An 18295-nucleotide genomic window follows, 5' to 3' on the forward strand; every position below is an offset into this window, starting at 1 on the left:
TAGAGTTTTACGGGTTAGTTAACTACACTAGAAGGTACTTTCTTCTTCTCCCTAAGAATTTCGAAAGTGTATTTAGTTAGCGCAAGGCTCAACTAAGAGCCATTTATAGCCCAGAGCTATTTACAATGGCTCTGGGCGTTTTATTTATGCTCTAAATCAAACTCAGTTAAATGGCCGTCGCCGTGGATTAGTTGATAGCGGGCTAAGTCGCCCTGCTCTAATGTTATTAAACTAATGGCTGAGTCGCTTACTAAATACTTTTGGCCTTCGCCTACGGTTTGGTGTTTATCTACTTCCATGTGCCAGCGTTTGGTAAAAAAGTTAAGTGGGCTTTTGGGGCCGTATAATATTGAGTCGAGCTTATCGAGTACATTAATGAGCTTACGCGGAAATTCGTTTTTGATACCGCTGGCGGTGAGTTGCCATATTCTATTGGGGTGATCGCCAAAACGCTTTTGCACCGAAAAACAAAAAGAATAATGCACATCGCCCGATAAAATAAGCGTTTCGTTGGGTGTGTCTGTGCGTCTAAATGTATCAAGCAGTTTTTTGGCGGAGCCTTCGTGTGCCATCCAGTTTTCTACGTCTACCATAAGCGGCTGGCCGCACATATTAAATGCCGCTTGAATTGCCTCTATTGATTTAACACCAAATACCGGTGCTGGTGATACAATAATTACTTTGCTGTGGCTCAGTAGGCTTTCTTCAAGCTCTGTTAAGCGCTCCCAATCAAGTAATCCTGAGGGTTCGTTAAAGTTACTTTCGTTACGCCAGCGGTGTGTGCGGGTATCGAGCACAACCACTTTTGGTGTAGTGTTAAGCTCATAATGCCAATAATTAAACTCATTTAGCGGTTTATCAAAGGCTTTAAACTGCCAAATATTGTTGGCGCTACGACTTTGTTTAAAATCGTTTATTAATGCTCCGGTTTTATGTAGCGCGTCGTTACCGAGCCCTTGGAATAACCAATAACTTATCAGCCCGTTATTAATGATGCGTTTACTATTTGGGTTTTGATTTATTGCTTGCTCCCACCCTGCCGTTAGGTTCCAATCATCGGTTACATCGTGATCGTCAAACATCATTAAGGTAGATACATTAGCAAATAATCGCTCTACGCTATTTAAGCCTTTTGCGTAGTCTATTAAGGCCTTTTTTTCTGCGTTAAAAATGGCGGTGTTTTTTTCATTACCTTGCGTGTAATGCATATTATTAATATTAACGCATTGCCATGCAGCAGCGCTAAAGTTAAGCAAGTACAGCGCAACAAATTCTTCAAAGTGAATTAAGTGATTATGCGCTTTTACGCTAGAAAAATGAGGCTCGTCTTTTTTTAGCCAATACCCTACACCCAATTTTGAACGTTTTTGCCATGGCGTTTTGGGTAAGTAATGGTGTCGGTTAAAAAGCTGATCGTTTATATCTGCTGGTAAGTTAAGCGCAAGCGGCTGCTCTTTATAAAGTCCTAATACATCTATTAGCTGATGAATTGCCAATAGCATAGGGCCGGCTACATCATCGGCGTACACTTGATCGCCACTAAGTAATAAAAGCTGTGCGCCCTGCTGATTATTACTACGTTGTGTATTTTGCCACTCGCTTGCAGATACTAAACTGTCTTTTGCAGGATGATGCGCGTTACGGCACGAGCCATGTAAAATATGGGTTAGCTTATTAGCAATAACAAACGAAGGCGCTGCTTGCCCTTTAAAACACCACGGTGCTAAATCAATTTGCTGCTCGTTAATATGCAATGTATAGGCTAATAAAGTATCGAGCGGAAACGGGTTATCAACGGGTTTTATAATAATAAAATGCAGGTAAAGGTGTTTACCTAGTGCAATGCTTTGCTGCTCGCTGTAGCTTTGATGGTGTACGAGTGTAATTTGGCAATTGCCAGGGCGTGACGTCGCAAATTGAATACATATACTACGTTGCTCAGCTCGGCGCACCATGGGCCCCATTAATAAAAGCGGGAGTTGCGCCGATTGAGTAGTCATGTGTTAGCCTTTTGCTGCTAATTTAAAAAGTGAATAAAAGTTATCTGTGGTGGCTTTTGCAAGCTCGTTAAAGCTTATGCCTTTTAGCTCGCTAATGTAGTAGGCAACATCTTCTACATACGCTGGCTGGTTTGTTTTACCACGGTACGGTACAGGTGCTAAATACGGCGAATCAGTTTCAATAAGTAATCGATCGAGTGGGATTTGCTTTACTACTTCTTTAAGCTCTACGGCATTTTTAAAAGTAACTATGCCCGAAATAGAAATATAAAAGCCCATGTCGATGGCTTTTTTAGCCATATCCCAATCTTCGGTAAAACAATGCAGTACACCACCGCAATTTTCTGCTTTGTGCTCACGCATTAAGTTAATCGTATCGGCTCGGGCGTCGCGGGTATGAATAATAAGCGGCTTTTGTAACTCGTTTGCTACTTCAATATGGCCAACAAAGCTTGCCTGTTGCACTGCGTGCGTGTCTTTCGAATAATAGTAATCTAGGCCTGTTTCGCCTATTGCGACCACTTTTTCATGCGATGCTAAATCAATAAGCTGCTGTTTATTTAGGGCATCTTTTTGATCAAGCGGATGCACGCCACACGAGGCCGATACATCATCGTAGTGTTTAATTTTGTCGAGCATGCTTGGGAATTGATCAAGCGTTACACTTACACATAAAAAATGCTCTACTTGCTTTGCGCGGGCGTTGTCGAGTACTTGATCTAAGTTTAAATCTAGTTTGTCAAAATCAAGACGATCTAAATGGCAATGAGAATCTACAATCACTATACGGCCTGTATTGTTTTGAATGTTAAGTTTTACCAATCCACAATAAGAGTTAATCAATTTTAGAGGCTAAAACTGGCGCTAATAGATTAAAAATTTCTGATTTAGAACGACTAAATACCGAAATGTTTAGTTTGTTATTGCACCGATTTTATTACCAAAAAAAATTACTTAATTAAGCACATTGGTATTACGATTTAACGGGCAAAATAGCCCATTAAGCTACATGGTATATGTTGGGTTACCAGAGTTTAACATAGTGCCTAATAGCTTTTCGATTTTAGCGTTTAGATTTGTTTTGTCATCTAAAAAACTAATCCCTATACCAGGTGGGTTAGAGCTTTGTGCGCCTTGAGGCGTTACCCATGCAACTTTACCCGTTACAACGTCATCTTCTAGCGCATCTGGTAATGTCACTCTTAGTGCTAACGAGTAGCCAATTTCGTAGCGCATGTTGGTACGCACAAAAAGGCCCCCTTGTTTTAAATATGGCATGTAGCAGCGGTAAAGTTCGTCAAGGTTGTCTACATCAACTAAAAGCTCTTGCATAAGTATTCCTATTAAATGTGACGCAGGGCATGCGCTAAACGCGACACTGCTAGAGGTAAATTAAGCCCGAGTACCTCTGTGCTATTTTGTAAAAATTCATTCACCGCTTGCTGCGCGCTTTGGTACGCGTCAAAACTTAAACCTTTTATAAGCTGCTGTTTTAATTGCTCGCTTAAAAATAATGTAAAAATGCGTATTAGCTCAGGTTGTTTATTAATTATATTAACAAGCGGACTAAAATTATGGCTTTGTTTAAACTCAGTTGCAAATTTATATAAAGTATCAATGTGTTGCAGTTGTTCTTGCGCTTGCCACTGTTTAATTAATAGTGGTTGCGTATAAAATAAAGGTAACCACACATGATCATTTATATTTAAGTTGGCTAACCAGCTTTTAGCTTCATTGGGGTTAGTTACTTTAATGTCTGTTTTGGCACAGCGGCTTAAAATAGTGGCGGGTAACTGCGCGGTATTGCTTGTTGTTAAAATTAAAAAGCGACTATTGCTGGGCTCTTCTAGCGTTTTTAGTAATGCGTTTGCCGCAGCCGTGGTCATTTTTTCGCAGTTTTCTATAATGGCTACTTTATTGCCATTTTGTGCAGCAGAGTGGTTCATAAAATCGCTTATCGCGCGAATATCGTCTACACCAATGCTTTGCCCCTCAACTTGCGTTACACGTTTGTCGGGGTGGTTACCCGCATGCGTTAATGCGCAACTTTTACATTGGCCGCAAGGGCTAAGCGTGCTGTTTTCGCGCTGCATGTGGGTATTAATATTTTGGCATAATAAACTATTTGCTAATTGTTCGCTTAGCTCAAACTTTCCCACACCAATAGGCCCGCATAATAGCTGCGCATGGTGAAAACGCTGTGCTTTGTAACTTTGCGCGAGCTGTTGCTCTACGCTATTAAGCCACGGCAATGCCATTACTATTTTAACCCTTCAAAAAAGGTGCGTAGTACATTGGTTATATCGCGATGTACTTTATCAATACTTTGATTGGCATCAACCGTTTTTATTGAGCTATCGTCATTTGCCAGCTCAACATAACGCATACGGGTACGCTGAAAAAACTCTATGGCTTCTTGCTCTATCCTATCAAGCTCACCACGGCCTTTAGCACGCTCAAGACCGATTACTGGGTCTATATCTAGGTAAATGGTTAAATCAGGTTTTAATCCTTTTAACACCATAGACGACAAAGACGATAAGGTATTAGCACTAATGCCGCGCCCGCCTCCTTGGTAGGCCTGAGATGACAAATCGTGGCGATCGGCTAATACCCACTGCCCGTTATTAAGTGCTGGGTTAATTACATTATGCATAAGTTGCGAGCGCGCTGCGTACATAATAAGTAACTCGGTTTCAAAGGCTATGTCTTCTTTGTGCTCTGCTTTTACAAGCGTTCGTAAAGACTCCGCAAGCGGCGTGCCCCCAGGCTCGCGCACGTTAATAAAGTCTATTTGTTTTTTGTTTAAAAAGTCTTGGCATAACGAAATAGCCGTTGATTTGCCCGCACCTTCAAGGCCTTCAATAACAATAAATTTTGGTTTCATATAAGGTTTAATTCGTTTTATTTAATATATACGTTTTAACTGCCGCGTTGTGTTGCTTTAACGTGGTTGAAAATTGATGACTGCCATCGCCCTTAGCCACAAAGTAAACATACTCTGATTGCGGTGGGTTAAGCGCTGCTAAAATAGCGGCTTTTGAGGGCATGGCAATGGGTGTAGGCGGCAGCCCGTTAATGCGATATGTGTTATAGGGTGTGTAATCGCGTAAATCTTTTCGCTTAATGTCGCCGTCAAAATCCGCTCCTAGGCCGTATATTACGGTTGGGTCTGTTTGAAGGCGCATATTGGCGTTTAATCTATTTATAAATACAGCGGCTATTAGCGGGCGCTCACTGGCTAGGCCGGTTTCTTTTTCAATAATAGAGGCCATAATTAGCGCATCATATGCGTTTTTATAGGGTAGATTTTTGGCGCGCTTTGGCCATGCTTGCTCAAGTGTTTGCTGCATTTTAACGGCTGCGCGCTTTAGTAAACTACTGGCCGTATCACCGCTGTGGTAATGGTACGTATCTGGAAATAACCACCCTTCTAAATGGCCTTTTTCGCCTACTATTTGCTGCGAAAGTTGCTTTGTATTTAAGTTATTAGTTAAATGCGGCGCGCTATTAATGGCAGCTAATACTTCCCGTAAGTTTTGCCCTTCAATAATGGTAAAGCTAAAGCTAATTTGTTCACCGTTGTTTATTTTTTTTATGTTATTTATAACACTTGTATTGGTTAGTTGGTATAAACCCGCTTTTAAATCAGTTAGCGTTGGGTCAAGCTTTGCAATCACTTGGTAACGCCAGCAACTTTTTAACCAATTATTAGCCTCCCATTGCTTACAAAGTTGGTTAAAGCCCATACCTTTTTTTACTTCAAATTGCACAGGGGTAGCTATATTTAGCGGGCTTGTTATTGTTGCTTGTAATTGTTGATACCCTACTAGCGTTGTCACTAAAGCTAACAATAATACCGATAAAATAACTTTTAACACTTAGCCTCCTTGGCTAGTAATTCATTTAATAAACGCATGCTTTGCTCAACATTAAAGGGGTGTTGCTCAATACGGTTAACGGGCACTGCACCCATTAAACTATTACATATAAATACAGCGCGTGCTTGGGTTAGCTCATTTAGGCTAACGTGCTTAAATTCAACCGCTAATTTATCACATAACGATTGCAGATAAACCCCCTTTATACCGCATTGCTCAAGGCTAGGTGTGTAGAGTGTATTATTGCCAATTGCAAACACATTAGCGGCTGACGCTTCAATGACATTGTTTTGATGATCGAGCACTAAAACATCGTCGCACTGTTGAGATGCCATGGCATTTTTAATAAGCACTTGCTCTAAACGGTTAAGCGTTTTTAAGCCTGCAAGTAATGGCTGAGATGCTAATTTAATTGGGCTTAAAGCTAAATTTACCCCGCTTTTAACTAATGCTGAGTAGTTTTGTGGAAACGCTGATACTGTAATTAAAATGGTTAAATGGGTGTGTTGTGGTAATCCATAACCTCGCCCACCTTCTCCGCGGGTAACAACTACTTTAAGGACATTTAATTTGCAGCCAGTAATGGCTGTTTTAATATGCTGCTCAAGCTCAATAAAATTAATGGCAGGAAACGCTAAACGCTCGGCGCATTCTATCAAACGTGCTTTATGGTATTGCCAATGCTCTACTTGCCCTGCACTTACTTTGGCAGTGGTAAAAAAGCCATCCCCGTAGTTAAGGCCTCTATCGCGCGTATTTATCGCACTTGTATCATCGGTTGTTATTATTGTTTGCATATTAAATGGCTTGCATAAAAAAAGCCCAGTTAAACAACTGAGCTCTTATAATGTGGTTCGTTGTTAAAAAAGATTATACCTTTTTAAATAGCAACGAGCCATTAGTCCCACCAAAACCAAATGAGTTACACAATGCAAAGTCGAGTTTTGCATCACGTGCAGTGTGGGCTATGTAATCTAGGTCACAGCCTTCATCTGGGTTATCAAGGTTAATGGTTGGCGATACTTTTTGATCGGCCAGCGATAAAATAGAAATAATAGACTCTACTGAACCCGCTGCACCTAATAGGTGACCCATCATCGACTTAGACGAGCCAACCATTACATCTTTAGCTGCACTGCCAAAAATAGTTTTAACAGCTTGCGTTTCGGCTTTGTCGCCTGCGTTAGTCGATGTACCGTGTGCGTTAATGTAGCCTACTTGCTCTGCATTTACTTGTGCATCGTTTAGTGCATTTTGCATTGCAAGTGCAGCGCCTGCACCGTCTTCCGGTGGCGAGGTCATGTGGTATGCATCACCACTCATACCAAAACCAACAAGTTCAGCGTATATTTTAGCGCCACGGGCTTTAGCGTGTTCGTATTCTTCAACTACTACCACGCCTGCACCATCAGATAATACAAAACCATCGCGGTCTTTATCCCACGGGCGAGATGCCGCTTGTGGGTCATCATTGCGTGTAGAAAGCGCGCGTGCAGCATTAAAGCCACCCATACCAATTGGCGTACAGGCTTTTTCTGCACCGCCGGCAACCATGGCATCTGCATCGCCGTAGGCAATCATACGCGCTGCATGGCCAATATTATGCAAGCCTGTAGTACATGCCGTTACAATAGAAATATTAGGACCGCGTAAACCATGCATCATTGATAAATGGCCTGAGATCATATTAATAATGGTTGATGGCACATAAAATGGCGAAAGCTTACGTGGGCCACTGTTAAGCAGTTTTATGTGGTTTTCTTCAATGAGGGTGAGTCCACCAATACCCGAACCTACTGCTACACCAATACGTGTTGCGTTTTGCTCAGTTACTTCAAGACCTGAATCTTGTAAGGCTTGAACACCCGCTGCAATGCCATACTGAATAAATAAGTCCATTTTTTTAGTATCTTTCGCCGACATGTATGCAGTTGCATCAAAGTCATTGATGAGTCCAGCGAATTTAGTACCAAATTTTGATGTGTCAAAGTGGGTTATGTTTTGTATACCACTTTTACCATCTAATAAGCCTTGCCAGGTTGATTGCACATCATTACCTAGCGGCGTCAACATTCCTAAGCCAGTTACGACGACTCGACGTTTAGCCACGGTTTGCCTCCAATAAGGGATATTTAAACCAATCGATTAATGTATTGTTATTTAGTAAGCAGTTTGTCTTACTAAGTTTAAATCTATTGGCATTACAAAGGGAATTCATACCCAAGCGACCTCAAAGTGCGAGTCTCAAATTCAAGTAAGGATATGCTATTACACATAAATGTAGTAGAGAGTAAAAGCGGGTGAATTTGAATCATGAACTTTGAGGTGGTTTGGATATATAGATTAAAGGCAGCGAATGCTGCCTTTAATATGCGATTAATTACTCAGCGTGAGCTGATACGTAATCGATTGCAGATTGTACTGTAGTGATCTTTTCAGCTTCTTCATCTGGGATCTCAGTATCAAACTCTTCTTCTAGAGCCATAACTAGTTCAACAGTATCAAGAGAATCTGCACCTAGGTCATCTACGAAAGAAGCTTCGTTTTTAACTTCTTCTTCTTTAACACCTAGTTGTTCAATGATAATTTTTTTTACGCGTTCTTGGATATCGCTCATTCTTCTTTCCTTTATTAAAAACGCCAATGCGTTATTTTCAGATTGCGGCGTAGTTTACGCCGCATAATTCTCTGATTCAATGATTTGACCATAAATAATTGTCTGGTCAAACCTCTGAGTGTTTGTTAGGTCTTTTATCGCTTATTTTCACAGCGATTTCAAGTATGTTTAAAGCAAGATCACAAAAAATTCAATGTTTTTGAGGCCACTTACTTAAGTTATTTTGCTTTCAAAGTACAGGCAATGGTTTTTAAACCATGTACATCGCACCATTTACATGCAAAGTTTCGCCCGATACATACGCAGCCGCGTCAGATGCTAAATAACACACTGCCGCTGCTATTTCATCAGGCTGGCCTAATCGACCTGCTGGTACATTTGCAAGGGTGGCCGCTTTTTGATCTTCTGTTAGCTCATCGGTCATATCGGTTTGAATAAAACCAGGGGCTACTACATTTACAGTAATACCGCGTGATGCAACTTCACGAGCAAGCGATTTAGAAAAACCAATCACACCTGCTTTTGCCGCCGCATAGTTAGCTTGACCTGCATTACCCATAGTGCCCACAACTGAGCCAATATTAATAATACGACCGTTCTTTTTCTTCATCATTGGGCGTAATACCGCTTTAGATAAACGGAAAATAGAGCTTAGGTTAGTGTCGATAATATCGTCCCACTCGCCGTCTTTCATACGCATTAATAAATTATCACGGGTGATACCCGCGTTATTTACAAGCACATCAACATCACCCAAATCCGCTTTTATTGCAGCCAAAGTTGCCTCAATCGATGCAGGATCGGTTACGTTTAAAGCATAACCCTTACCATTATCACCTAAATATTCGCTAATTTTAGCTGCGCCTGAGTCACTTGTTGCAGTACCTGCTACTTTTGCGCCTTGTGCTACTAAGGTGTTTGCAATTGCTTTACCAATGCCACGGCTTGCGCCAGTAATTAGGACAACTTTGCCCTCTAATGAAAATAAATTAGTCATTTTATATACTCTTATTTTGCAGCGTCGATAGAGGCAGCATCGTTTACTGCACCACATACCATTGCTTTATCAATTCGTTTTGCAAGGCCAGTTAAAACTTTACCTGGGCCAAATTCGTAGCTTTGTGTTATGCCTTGGGCAACTAAAGCTTGCACTGTTTCTGTCCAACGTACTGGGCTGTATAGTTGGCGCACCAATGCATCTTTAATGGCATCGGCTGAATTTTCAGCTTTTACATCAACATTATTAATTACATCACACTTAGGTGTATTAAATGTTAAAGCCGCTAAATCGTTAGCTAGTTTTTCAGCCGCTGGCTTCATTAATTCACAATGTGAAGGCACGCTTACACTCAGTGGTAAGGCACGTTTTGCGCCTGCGTCTTTACACGCTTGCGAAGCTCTATCTACCGCAGCTTTGTGCCCTGCAATAACCACTTGGCCTGGTGAGTTATAGTTTACAGGTGAAACGACCTCACCTTGTGCAGACTCTTCACACGCAGCTTTTATTTCGTCATCACCTAAACCAATAATAGCGGCCATAGACCCTACGCCTGCTGGCACAGCTTCTTGCATGTATAAGCCACGGTTTTCAACCAGTTTTACCGCTTCACTTAAGCTAATAACATCACTACACACAAGTGCAGAGTATTCACCTAAACTGTGACCAGCCATAACAACTTCGGCATCAGGGTTTTGAGCTAACCAATGGCGGTAAATTGCCACACTGGCTGTTAATAATGCAGGTTGAGTGCGATGAGTTTGATTGAGTTCTTCTTCTGGGCCATTTAGTACCAGCGCTGCTAAATCGTAGCCAAGTGCGCTTGACGCTTCACTAAAGGTTGATTTTACAATGTCAGAGCTCTCTAGTAGCTCGCTTAACATGCCAACGCTTTGTGAGCCCTGACCTGGAAATAGAAGTGCAATTTTTTGTGCCATACTTTGCTCTTTTTAATTAAACAAAAATTTAATGTAACTACGGCACCTAACGTTTATTCGGCCGCCGAGTTTTTAGAATGTGTTTTTTCGAAAATAGCGGCTATTTTATCTGGAAGTTGGCGTTCAACTTCTTTTACCGCTTCATCGATTGCTGCTTGAAATGCTTTTGCTGATGCATTTCCATGGCTTTTAACGACAATACCGCGCAATCCTACCAGAGAAGCACCGTTATACTGGTCGGGGTTCACCCGATTATAGAGTTTTTTTATGATAGGACTTAAAATAAACGCCATGCATTTGTAAATTAAGTGCTTTTCGAGGGCGCTTGTAAACTTTTTCATAATTAGCTTAGCAATGCCTTCGCAGGTTTTTAACGCAACGTTACCTACAAACCCCTCACACACAATAACATCGGCCTTCCCCGAAAATATATCACTGCCCTCGCTGTAACCGGTGTAATTAATATAAGGGCTTTGTTGCATAAGCTGTGCGGCTTGTTTTATGTCTTCGTGGCCTTTTATGTCTTCTGAGCCAATATTAAGCAAACTCACTTTTGGGCTATCACAGCCAAGTGCTTGACCAGCGACCACCGACCCCATAATGCCAAATTGATAAAGTATTTCTGCATCACAATGCACATTTGCGCCTAAATCGAGCAAATACACTGGGGTTTTTCGCTCTGTAGGCACAGCAGATATTAATGCGGGGCGTTTAACGCCTGGTAACATTTTTAATACATAGTGAGCCATAAAAAATAAAGCACCTGTGTTACCTGAGCTTACACAAGCTTGCGCCTCACCCGATTTAACTAAATCAAGGGCAACACGCATTGAAGAATCTTTTTTAGAACGTACAGCTAAAGCGGGTTCGCAAGCATTAGTAACAACTTCACTGCAATGGCGAATAATTAAACGTGGGTGTGAAAGCGAATCGAGGGATTCTAATTGATTTGTAATAACTTGCTCGTTGCCGCACAAAATAAGCGTTAAATTGGCATGAGCATTTACTGCGCAAACGGCAGCGGGGATAGATGAACGGGGGCCATAATCGCCCCCCATCATATCTAACGCTATGGTTAGATTAGTCAGCATAAAGCAATCTCTTAGTTAGAAATTACTTGAACGCCTTTGTAGTAACCGTCAGCAGTTACGTGGTGACGACGATGAGTCTCACCTGAAGTTTGGTCAACTGTTAAAGTTGGACCGTTGATCGCATCGTGTGAACGGCGCATGCCGCGTCTTGCACGAGACTTTTTGCTTTTTTGTACAGCCATTAGTCTTCTCCTAAGAATCTTTCTTAAGTTGTTTCAAAATATCAAATGGATTTGGTTTATCATCTTCCGCTTTTAACACACCAAAGCTAGCAGGCTTTGACGAGTAATTGCACGAAGCTTCGTTGTGTGTAGGCACTAATGGCACTGCTAAAATTAGTTCGTCTTCGATTAACTCAAATACGTTAATTTCGCCGTTTTCATCAAGCTCTACTTCATCGTAGACTTCAGGAAGATCATCTGACTCAGCATCCAAACCAACTGGCGAATACATAAAGTCTTGATCCAAATCCAACCCTAAATCATCATTACAACGTTGACAAGTTACAGTTACGTGCGTGGACAAATTGCCGCTAATCACAACTAAACCTTGCTCATCAGTTTTGCACTGAATTTTTACCGCTATTTCACCTACTTCTTCCTGTACAACACCTCGTAAACGAGCAAGTTTTTCAAGCGGTACAATACCATCGTAAGATAAACGGTGTTGCGCTGCTTTCCCAGGATGAAGAGTGATGGGAATTTTTACCTTTTGCATAGGGGCTGCATCATATAGATAGTTAATAGGTTAGTCAAAGCAAAAAAGCATTTTTACATGGTTTTTCACGTGTTTTCATTACGGATCTGATTTATCCTAACTCAAACTAATTTTAATTAGGATAATAATTTATGAAGCACCCGCTTATATTAGCCTCAAGCTCGCCATTTAGGCAGTCTTTATTGCAAAAATTTAATCTGCCCTTTAGTACTTTTTCGCCAAATATTGACGAAACCGCCTTACCAAACGAAACCCCTGAGCAACTCGTAATGCGCTTAAGCGAAGGCAAAGCACGAGCAGCCTGCAATCACTTTGACCAAGGTTTAGCTATCGGCTCTGACCAAGTAGCTGTGTTTAACGGGCAAATTCTTGGTAAACCTCATAATAAAGAAAACGCCTTAAAACAGCTTGAGCTATTTAGCGGTCAAACCGTTACGTTTTTAACCGGCCTGTGTGTTTACGATATTGCGAGCGATAAAGCAAAAACGTTAATAGAGCCTTTTGAAGTGGTATTTAGAACACTCACCAAAGCGCAAATAGACGCCTACTGCGATGCAGAGCAACCTTATAACTGCGCTGGGAGCTTTAAAAGTGAAGGATTAGGCATTTGTTTATTTGAAAAGTTAAACGGGGACGATCCAAATAGTTTAATAGGCTTGCCACTAATTAAACTCAGCCAGCTATTAGCTGAGTTTAATCTTGATATACTTGCCGAGCAGACAAAAAATTAACCAACTAAAATACGTTGCAACTGTTGGTAACTATCAACGGTTGCAACAGGGGTAAATTCGTTTAATTGCTCTGCGTTATGGACCCCCATGGTCACACCTATCCTATCCATGCCCGCTGCTTTTGCCATTGCCATGTCTATTTTTGTATCGCCAATCATAAGGGCATCATCTACATTAACCTCCAACTCATCTAAAAGTTGGTAAAGCATGTCGGGAGATGGCTTAGACTGCGCTTCGCAGCTGGTACGGCTTGCACTAAAAAATACGCGCAGCTGGCTTTCATCAAGCAAGCGCTCAAGCCCCGCGCGCCCTTTACCGGTGGCAATCGCTAAAATAACACCTTGCGCTTTTAATGTACTTAGTACATTTTCCACATTATCAAATACAGGTGTTGGGGTAGTATCAACACGGTATTGTTGTTTATAGCCGTTAATTAATGCAGGATGCTGCGCTACGTCATCAGGAAAAAGTACCTCAATGGCAAGTTCAAGCGACATACCAATTATATTTTTAATTGCAGTGTCGCTTGGCGGTTCAATATTAAGCGCAAGTGCACTGTGACGAATACAATTAACAATTTTGCTAATTGAGTCCATGACAGTGCCATCCCAATCAAAAATAACCAGTTTATACTTTTTAAAAACAGCGGCAGTCATTACGCTTTAGCATCTCTTAATTTTAAAATACAATTTTTAAGTGCGTTATCAAGCGGTGCTTCTACACGCAGAGTGGTTTCGTTTTTAGGGTGATAAAAGCTTAAATCGTGAGCGTGTAAAAATAAGCGGTTTAAACCAATTTTACGCATTGATTCATCAAAACCTTGGTCGCCGTATTTATCATCGCACGCAATAGGATGGCCTTTACACTGGGTATGAACACGTATTTGGTGAGTACGCCCTGTTACAGGAGAAGCTTGTACTAGTGAGCACTCGTTAAAACGCTCAATTACTCTAAAGCGAGTATGTGAAGGTTTCCCCTCAACATTATCTACGCGCACCACGCGCTCGCCCGACTTGAGCGTGTTTTTACGCAGGCCTTCGGTCACATTTTTAACCGATGAGTCCCACTGCCCTGTTACCAATGCCCAGTAGTTTTTTTCCATGGTTTTTTCACGCAGCTGCTCATGCAGCGCAGTGAGCACTGAGCGACGCTTCGAAATTAATAAACAGCCCGATGTGTCTCTATCAAGTCTGTGCACGAGCTCTAAATTACGCTCATCTGGGCGTAATACGCGCAGCGCTTCTATTAAACCGTAGCTTAAGCCACTACCACCATGTACAGCCATGCCAGAAGGTTTATTAATAACAATAAGGTACTTGTCTTCAAATAAAATGGCGCTTTCTAATTGTTTTACTTTATCTAGCTTTTTAGGCACAAACTCTTCGCGTTCTGCTACTTTAATTGGCGGAATACGCACGACATCATTAAGTTGTAATTTATAAACAGGCTTAATGCGTTTTTTATTAACGCGTACCTCGCCTTTGCGTAAAATTTTATAAACAGCGCTTTTAGGCACCCCTTTTAAATGGGTAATAAGAAAGTTATCAATACGCTGACCTAAATGGTCTTCGTTGATTGTGACAAAAGTTACTTGTAAGCCGGTTTTTTCTGACATTGCCTAATCACTGATTTAAGTAAAATAATTTAGTTGCTAACACGGTTATAATAGTGGGATAATCAGCAGCGCAAATATTTAGTATTTGCAAAATAACAACGGTGCTTTTTAACACATTAAAACTTTCGTGATGCACATTCTGGGTAGCCGATCATACAGATCCGAGTTAAGTTTTCCAAAGCTTTTATGCCTACTCAGTTAACACGTGCGCTCAACTAACAGTAATGCGCGTAATATATTACTGATTAAGTTTGAACATGAATTGACATTTAATGTAAAAATAAAAGCAATGAACAAATAATTTGTTTGATAGTGACGACGTAAATACGTTGTTCAGCATTTGCTCACATGTAGTACCGTATAGCAGCTTATTTAGAACTAAAAATCTAGCAAATAAGCGTTTATTAACATTCGGCAGCGAACTTTGCTCGTAAGTACTTAGAAAATACTCATCGTATTTACGCAACTTAACGAGCCCTACGCGCCTAACATAAACGTACTAAAAAGATTGATATGACAGGCCAACTTCTGGGTAAAACTTGTAAAGAGCGTAAGAGCCAACAGTTTTAGCACCATAAAGAATTTAATAACGTAAGCGTACGTTATTGTTAGCCAGCATTTAAAAAATACTGCATACACATTACAGAGCGTTCCGTAACAGACCCAGTCGTGAGGCTGCACATTCTAAAAAAGGGAACAACTGAACAGGCGAACACGTTTCGTCATGTCAGCGACACAAAATAAGTAGAGTAACAATATGAAACGTATGCTAATCAATGCAACGCAGCAAGAAGAAATGCGCGTAGCACTGGTTGATGGCCAGCGCCTATATGATTTAGATATAGAAAGCCCAGGTCACGAACAGAAAAAAGCCAATATTTATAAAGGCAAAATTACACGCATTGAACCTTCTTTAGAAGCGGCTTTTGTAGATTACGGCGCCGATCGTCATGGTTTCCTTCCTTTAAAAGAAATTGCCCGCACATACTTCCCGCAAGGTTACACTTTTCATGGTCGTCCTAATATTCGCGACGTGATTAAAGAAGGCCAAGAGGTAATAGTACAAGTAGATAAAGAAGAGCGCGGCCAAAAAGGCGCAGCCCTTACTACTTTTATCAGCGTAGCGGGTAGTTACTTAGTGCTTATGCCTAATAATCCTCGTGCAGGCGGTATTTCTCGTCGTATCGAAGGTGATGAGCGTACAGACCTTAAAGAAGCACTTAGCCGTTTAGAACTACCAAAAGGCATGGGCTTAATTGTACGTACCGCAGGTGTTGGCAAATCGTTTGAAGAATTAAACTATGATTTAAAAGCGCTTTTAGTCCATTGGGATGCTATTCAACAAGCAGCCGATAGTGCTAAAGCTCCGTTTTTGATACACCAAGAAAGCAATGTAATTTTTCGCGCTATTCGCGATTATTTACGCCGCGATATTGGCGAAATCTTAATTGATAAACCACGTGTATTTGAAGAAGCTAAAGCGCACATTGAGCGTTTTCGCCCTGATTTTATGAGCCGTGTAAAGCTATATCAAGGCGACACGCCATTATTCACACATTACCAAATTGAAAGCCAAATCGAATCTGCGTTCCAACGTGAAGTACGTTTGCCTTCAGGTGGTTCTATAGTAATTGACCCAACAGAAGCGCTTACCTCTATTGATATTAACTCGTCTAAGGCAACTAAAGGCGGTGATATTGAAGAAACAGCACTCAATACTAATTTAGAAGCGGCTGATGAAATTGCCCGCCAATTACGTCTTCGCGACTTAGGTGGTTTAATTGTTATCGACTTTATCGATATGACACCGCCACGCCATCAACGCGAAGTAGAAAACCGTTTAAAAGACGCGGCTCGCCCGGATCGTGCGCGTGTACAAATTGGCAAAATCTCGCGCTTTGGTCTACTAGAAATGTCGCGCCAGCGTTTACGCCCTTCGCTTGGTGAAGCAAGCCAAGGCCCGTGCCCGCGTTGTAGCGGACAAGGCACGATTCGCTCTAATGAGTCAATCGCCCTTTCTATTTTGCGTTTAATTGAAGAAGAAGCAATTAAAGACAACACTGCACAAGTAAACGCCCAAGTGCCTGTAGCTGTTGCCGCTTATTTATTAAACGAGCAGCGCAGAAGCGTTCACCGTATTGAAAAACATCACAAATGTGATGTGGTGATTATTCCTAATCAACACATGGAAACACCACACTACGAAGTAATGCGTTTACGTAAAGACGAAACACTGGAAACAGTAAGTTACGACCAAGTTGTTGCCCCAGAGCCTGAATCGTTCGAAATGGCTAAACCAGCAGCTGCGCCGGTACGTGAAGAACCTATGCTTAAAGGTGTTGTTATGCCTTCAACACCTGCACCACAAGCTAAAGTAGATAAGCCAGCAGCCCCTGTTGCAGTACCTAAAGTTGAAGGTGGTTTACTCGCGGCTATTGGTAATTGGTTCAAGTCGTTATTCTCTAGTGAAAGCGAAGAAGAAAAACAAGCAAAAGAAAAAGCTGAGCAAGAAAAGCAACAGCAAACGCGTAATAACAATCGCCGTGGTAACAGTGACAATCGTCGTCGTAATAACAACCAGCGTCGTCGTAACAACTCACGCTCTAAACCTCGTGGTGAACGCCCTAGTGAAGAAGAAGTGAAAACTGATTCTACAGCGAACGAAAGCCAAGAGAAAAACGAGAACCGTAACAAGCGTCGTCGTAACGCTAACTCGCGTAAGCGTAACGATAACCGTAATAACGACAATCGTAATGCAGATAAAGAGCAAGTTAAAACAGACGCTAAAGCGAATGAAGCTGAGACTAAACAAAACGCTGAGCCTAAAGAGCAAAAGCCAAAAGTTCGTCGTCAACGTCGTAATGTGCGTAAAAAAGTACGTATCCAAGATGAAAATACTGAGCAAGTAAACGCATCTGATACGCCTGAGCAAGCGCAGCAAAGCACTGAAACGCCAAAAGTAGAGCAACCTAAAGCGCAAGAGAAAGCACCAGCAGAAAAGCAAGCTACTAATGAGCAAAAATCAGAGCAAACAAAGCCTGCACCTGTAAAAGAGCAAACGGCTAAAACACAACCTGAGCAAGAAGCAAAGCCAGTAGCTGCAGTGCCATCTGAGGAAGCACACTCTGAAGATGAGCAAGGGCAAACACGTACGCGCTCACGCCGTTCTCCTCGTCACCTTCGTGCTTCGGGTCAGCGTCGCCGCCGCCCTGAGCAAAATGAAGCAAATGAAGAAAGAACCACTGAAGCGCCTGCATTTGTTCCTGTCGCTGATCAAGCAGCAGCAGAGTACGAGGCAGAGCTTAAAGCAAAAGCTGAACAGCCAAGCTCAAACGATGCGTCAGAAAATGTTGAGCAAGCGATAGCTGTAGAAGACCTAGCTAAAGTTGAGGCTGCCCCTAAAGCAGAGCAACCAACAGCCAATGACGATGCAGTGAAAACGGTTGACCCTGAAACAGCTGAAGAGCCCATTGTTGTTACTGAGCAACCTATTTCAGCACCTGAACCTGTGAAATCAGAGCCTGAAGTAGCTGAGCAACCAGCAACCCCAGAGCCTGTTAAAGCAGAGCCTGAAGTAGCTGAACAACCAGCAACACCAGAGCCTGTTAAAGCAGAGCCAGTAGCAGCTGAGCAACCAGAAACGCCAGAGCCTGTTAAAGCAGAGCCTGTAGCAGCTGAGCAACCAGAAACGCCAGAGCCTGTTAAAGC

General features: G+C 41.8%; 18 protein-coding genes. 2 read left to right on the forward strand and 16 right to left on the reverse strand.

The features are described 5' to 3' along the window. Positions 1 to 140 precede the first annotated feature (140 nt). The 14 genes from AN391_RS08725 to yceD all read right to left on the reverse strand — a co-directional run bounded on the left by AN391_RS08725 (position 141) and on the right by yceD (position 12241). Positions 141 to 2000 (reverse strand): alkaline phosphatase D family protein, encoded by a 1860-nt coding sequence (locus tag AN391_RS08725; protein WP_055015054.1) that lies wholly within the window; start codon positions 1998 to 2000, stop codon positions 141 to 143. Positions 2001 to 2003: 3 nt separating this feature from the next. Continuing rightward, a complete protein-coding gene (locus AN391_RS08730) occupies positions 2004 to 2783 on the reverse strand; it encodes a TatD family hydrolase (protein ID WP_055015072.1) in 780 nt (259 codons plus the stop codon). 222 nt (positions 2784 to 3005) lie between these two features. Next, positions 3006 to 3332, reverse strand: a complete 327-nt coding sequence (locus AN391_RS08735; RefSeq protein WP_055015055.1) for a PilZ domain-containing protein — start codon at positions 3330 to 3332, stop codon at positions 3006 to 3008. 11 nt (positions 3333 to 3343) lie between these two features. Then, complete coding sequence (locus AN391_RS08740) at positions 3344 to 4258, reverse strand: DNA polymerase III subunit (RefSeq protein ID WP_055015056.1); 915 nt, start codon at positions 4256 to 4258, stop codon at positions 3344 to 3346. Between the two features lie 2 nt (positions 4259 to 4260). Continuing rightward, positions 4261 to 4887 carry a dTMP kinase gene (gene tmk, locus AN391_RS08745; protein ID WP_055015057.1) on the reverse strand — a complete coding sequence of 209 codons (627 nt, stop codon included), beginning with the start codon at positions 4885 to 4887 and terminating at the stop codon, positions 4261 to 4263. A 7-nt stretch (positions 4888 to 4894) separates the two neighbouring features. Continuing rightward, entirely contained in the window at positions 4895 to 5881 is a 987-nt protein-coding gene (mltG, locus tag AN391_RS08750) for an endolytic transglycosylase MltG (protein WP_055015058.1), read from the reverse strand. Then, the gene (gene pabC, locus AN391_RS08755; RefSeq protein ID WP_055015059.1) at positions 5875 to 6678 is read right to left on the reverse strand and encodes an aminodeoxychorismate lyase; all 804 of its coding nucleotides are present in this window, start codon (positions 6676 to 6678) and stop codon (positions 5875 to 5877) included. The genes mltG and pabC overlap by 7 nt, the downstream gene beginning before the upstream one ends. A gap of 73 nt (positions 6679 to 6751) precedes the next feature. Further along, positions 6752 to 7990, reverse strand: a complete 1239-nt coding sequence (gene fabF, locus AN391_RS08760) for a beta-ketoacyl-ACP synthase II (RefSeq protein ID WP_055015060.1) — start codon at positions 7988 to 7990, stop codon at positions 6752 to 6754. Positions 7991 to 8261: 271 nt separating this feature from the next. Continuing rightward, positions 8262 to 8498 (reverse strand): acyl carrier protein, encoded by a 237-nt coding sequence (gene acpP / locus AN391_RS08765; RefSeq protein WP_004587690.1) that lies wholly within the window; start codon positions 8496 to 8498, stop codon positions 8262 to 8264. A 250-nt stretch (positions 8499 to 8748) separates the two neighbouring features. Continuing rightward, positions 8749 to 9495, reverse strand: coding sequence for a 3-oxoacyl-ACP reductase FabG (gene fabG, locus AN391_RS08770; protein ID WP_055015061.1), 747 nt, complete (start codon positions 9493 to 9495; stop codon positions 8749 to 8751). An 11-nt stretch (positions 9496 to 9506) separates the two neighbouring features. Beyond that, the gene (gene fabD / locus AN391_RS08775) at positions 9507 to 10433 is read right to left on the reverse strand and encodes an ACP S-malonyltransferase (RefSeq protein ID WP_055015062.1); all 927 of its coding nucleotides are present in this window, start codon (positions 10431 to 10433) and stop codon (positions 9507 to 9509) included. A gap of 53 nt (positions 10434 to 10486) precedes the next feature. Then, positions 10487 to 11524, reverse strand: coding sequence for a phosphate acyltransferase PlsX (plsX, locus tag AN391_RS08780; RefSeq protein WP_055015063.1), 1038 nt, complete (start codon positions 11522 to 11524; stop codon positions 10487 to 10489). An 11-nt stretch (positions 11525 to 11535) separates the two neighbouring features. Then, positions 11536 to 11706: a 50S ribosomal protein L32 gene (rpmF, locus tag AN391_RS08785; RefSeq protein WP_004587686.1), complete on the reverse strand. Its 171-nt coding sequence runs from the start codon at positions 11704 to 11706 to the stop codon at positions 11536 to 11538. Between the two features lie 10 nt (positions 11707 to 11716). Beyond that, complete coding sequence (yceD, locus tag AN391_RS08790) at positions 11717 to 12241, reverse strand: 23S rRNA accumulation protein YceD (RefSeq protein ID WP_055015064.1); 525 nt, start codon at positions 12239 to 12241, stop codon at positions 11717 to 11719. A 131-nt stretch (positions 12242 to 12372) separates the two neighbouring features. Between yceD and AN391_RS08795 the strand changes: the two genes are divergently transcribed. Beyond that, positions 12373 to 12972: a nucleoside triphosphate pyrophosphatase gene (locus AN391_RS08795; RefSeq protein ID WP_055015065.1), complete on the forward strand. Its 600-nt coding sequence runs from the start codon at positions 12373 to 12375 to the stop codon at positions 12970 to 12972. On the opposite strand, the gene AN391_RS08800 is transcribed toward AN391_RS08795, so the two are convergent. Together AN391_RS08800 and rluC are read right to left on the reverse strand one after the other, a co-directional pair. After that, the gene (locus AN391_RS08800; RefSeq protein ID WP_055015066.1) at positions 12969 to 13628 is read right to left on the reverse strand and encodes an HAD-IA family hydrolase; all 660 of its coding nucleotides are present in this window, start codon (positions 13626 to 13628) and stop codon (positions 12969 to 12971) included. The genes AN391_RS08795 and AN391_RS08800 overlap by 4 nt on opposite strands. After that, positions 13628 to 14587 (reverse strand): 23S rRNA pseudouridine(955/2504/2580) synthase RluC, encoded by a 960-nt coding sequence (gene rluC, locus AN391_RS08805; protein WP_055015067.1) that lies wholly within the window; start codon positions 14585 to 14587, stop codon positions 13628 to 13630. The genes AN391_RS08800 and rluC overlap by 1 nt, the downstream gene beginning before the upstream one ends. A 757-nt stretch (positions 14588 to 15344) precedes the next feature. Here rluC and rne point away from each other — a divergent pair. Further along, positions 15345 to 18295: ribonuclease E (rne, locus tag AN391_RS08810; protein WP_055015068.1), on the forward strand; the 2951-nt coding region annotated here is incomplete at its 3' end.

This window comes from Pseudoalteromonas sp. P1-13-1a, from assembly GCF_001401875.1.
Lineage (GTDB): Bacteria > Pseudomonadota > Gammaproteobacteria > Enterobacterales > Alteromonadaceae > Pseudoalteromonas.

Excerpts from the sequence above, each read along its gene's own strand:
- AN391_RS08725 (WP_055015054.1), bottom strand. The coding sequence starts at position 2,000 with ATGACTACTCAATCGGCGCAACTCCCGCTTTTATTAATGGGGCCCATG.
- AN391_RS08735 (WP_055015055.1), bottom strand. The coding sequence starts at position 3,332 with ATGCAAGAGCTTTTAGTTGATGTAGACAACCTTGACGAACTTTACCGC.
- AN391_RS08740 (WP_055015056.1), bottom strand. The coding sequence starts at position 4,258 with ATGGCATTGCCGTGGCTTAATAGCGTAGAGCAACAGCTCGCGCAAAGT.
- tmk (WP_055015057.1), bottom strand. The coding sequence starts at position 4,887 with ATGAAACCAAAATTTATTGTTATTGAAGGCCTTGAAGGTGCGGGCAAA.
- pabC (WP_055015059.1), bottom strand. The coding sequence starts at position 6,678 with ATGCAAACAATAATAACAACCGATGATACAAGTGCGATAAATACGCGC.
- acpP (WP_004587690.1), bottom strand. The coding sequence starts at position 8,498 with ATGAGCGATATCCAAGAACGCGTAAAAAAAATTATCATTGAACAACTA.
- fabG (WP_055015061.1), bottom strand. The coding sequence starts at position 9,495 with ATGACTAATTTATTTTCATTAGAGGGCAAAGTTGTCCTAATTACTGGC.
- fabD (WP_055015062.1), bottom strand. The coding sequence starts at position 10,433 with ATGGCACAAAAAATTGCACTTCTATTTCCAGGTCAGGGCTCACAAAGC.
- plsX (WP_055015063.1), bottom strand. The coding sequence starts at position 11,524 with ATGCTGACTAATCTAACCATAGCGTTAGATATGATGGGGGGCGATTAT.
- rpmF (WP_004587686.1), bottom strand. The coding sequence starts at position 11,706 with ATGGCTGTACAAAAAAGCAAAAAGTCTCGTGCAAGACGCGGCATGCGC.
- yceD (WP_055015064.1), bottom strand. The coding sequence starts at position 12,241 with ATGCAAAAGGTAAAAATTCCCATCACTCTTCATCCTGGGAAAGCAGCG.
- AN391_RS08795 (WP_055015065.1), top strand. The coding sequence starts at position 12,373 with ATGAAGCACCCGCTTATATTAGCCTCAAGCTCGCCATTTAGGCAGTCT.
- AN391_RS08800 (WP_055015066.1), bottom strand. The coding sequence starts at position 13,628 with ATGACTGCCGCTGTTTTTAAAAAGTATAAACTGGTTATTTTTGATTGG.
- rluC (WP_055015067.1), bottom strand. The coding sequence starts at position 14,587 with ATGTCAGAAAAAACCGGCTTACAAGTAACTTTTGTCACAATCAACGAA.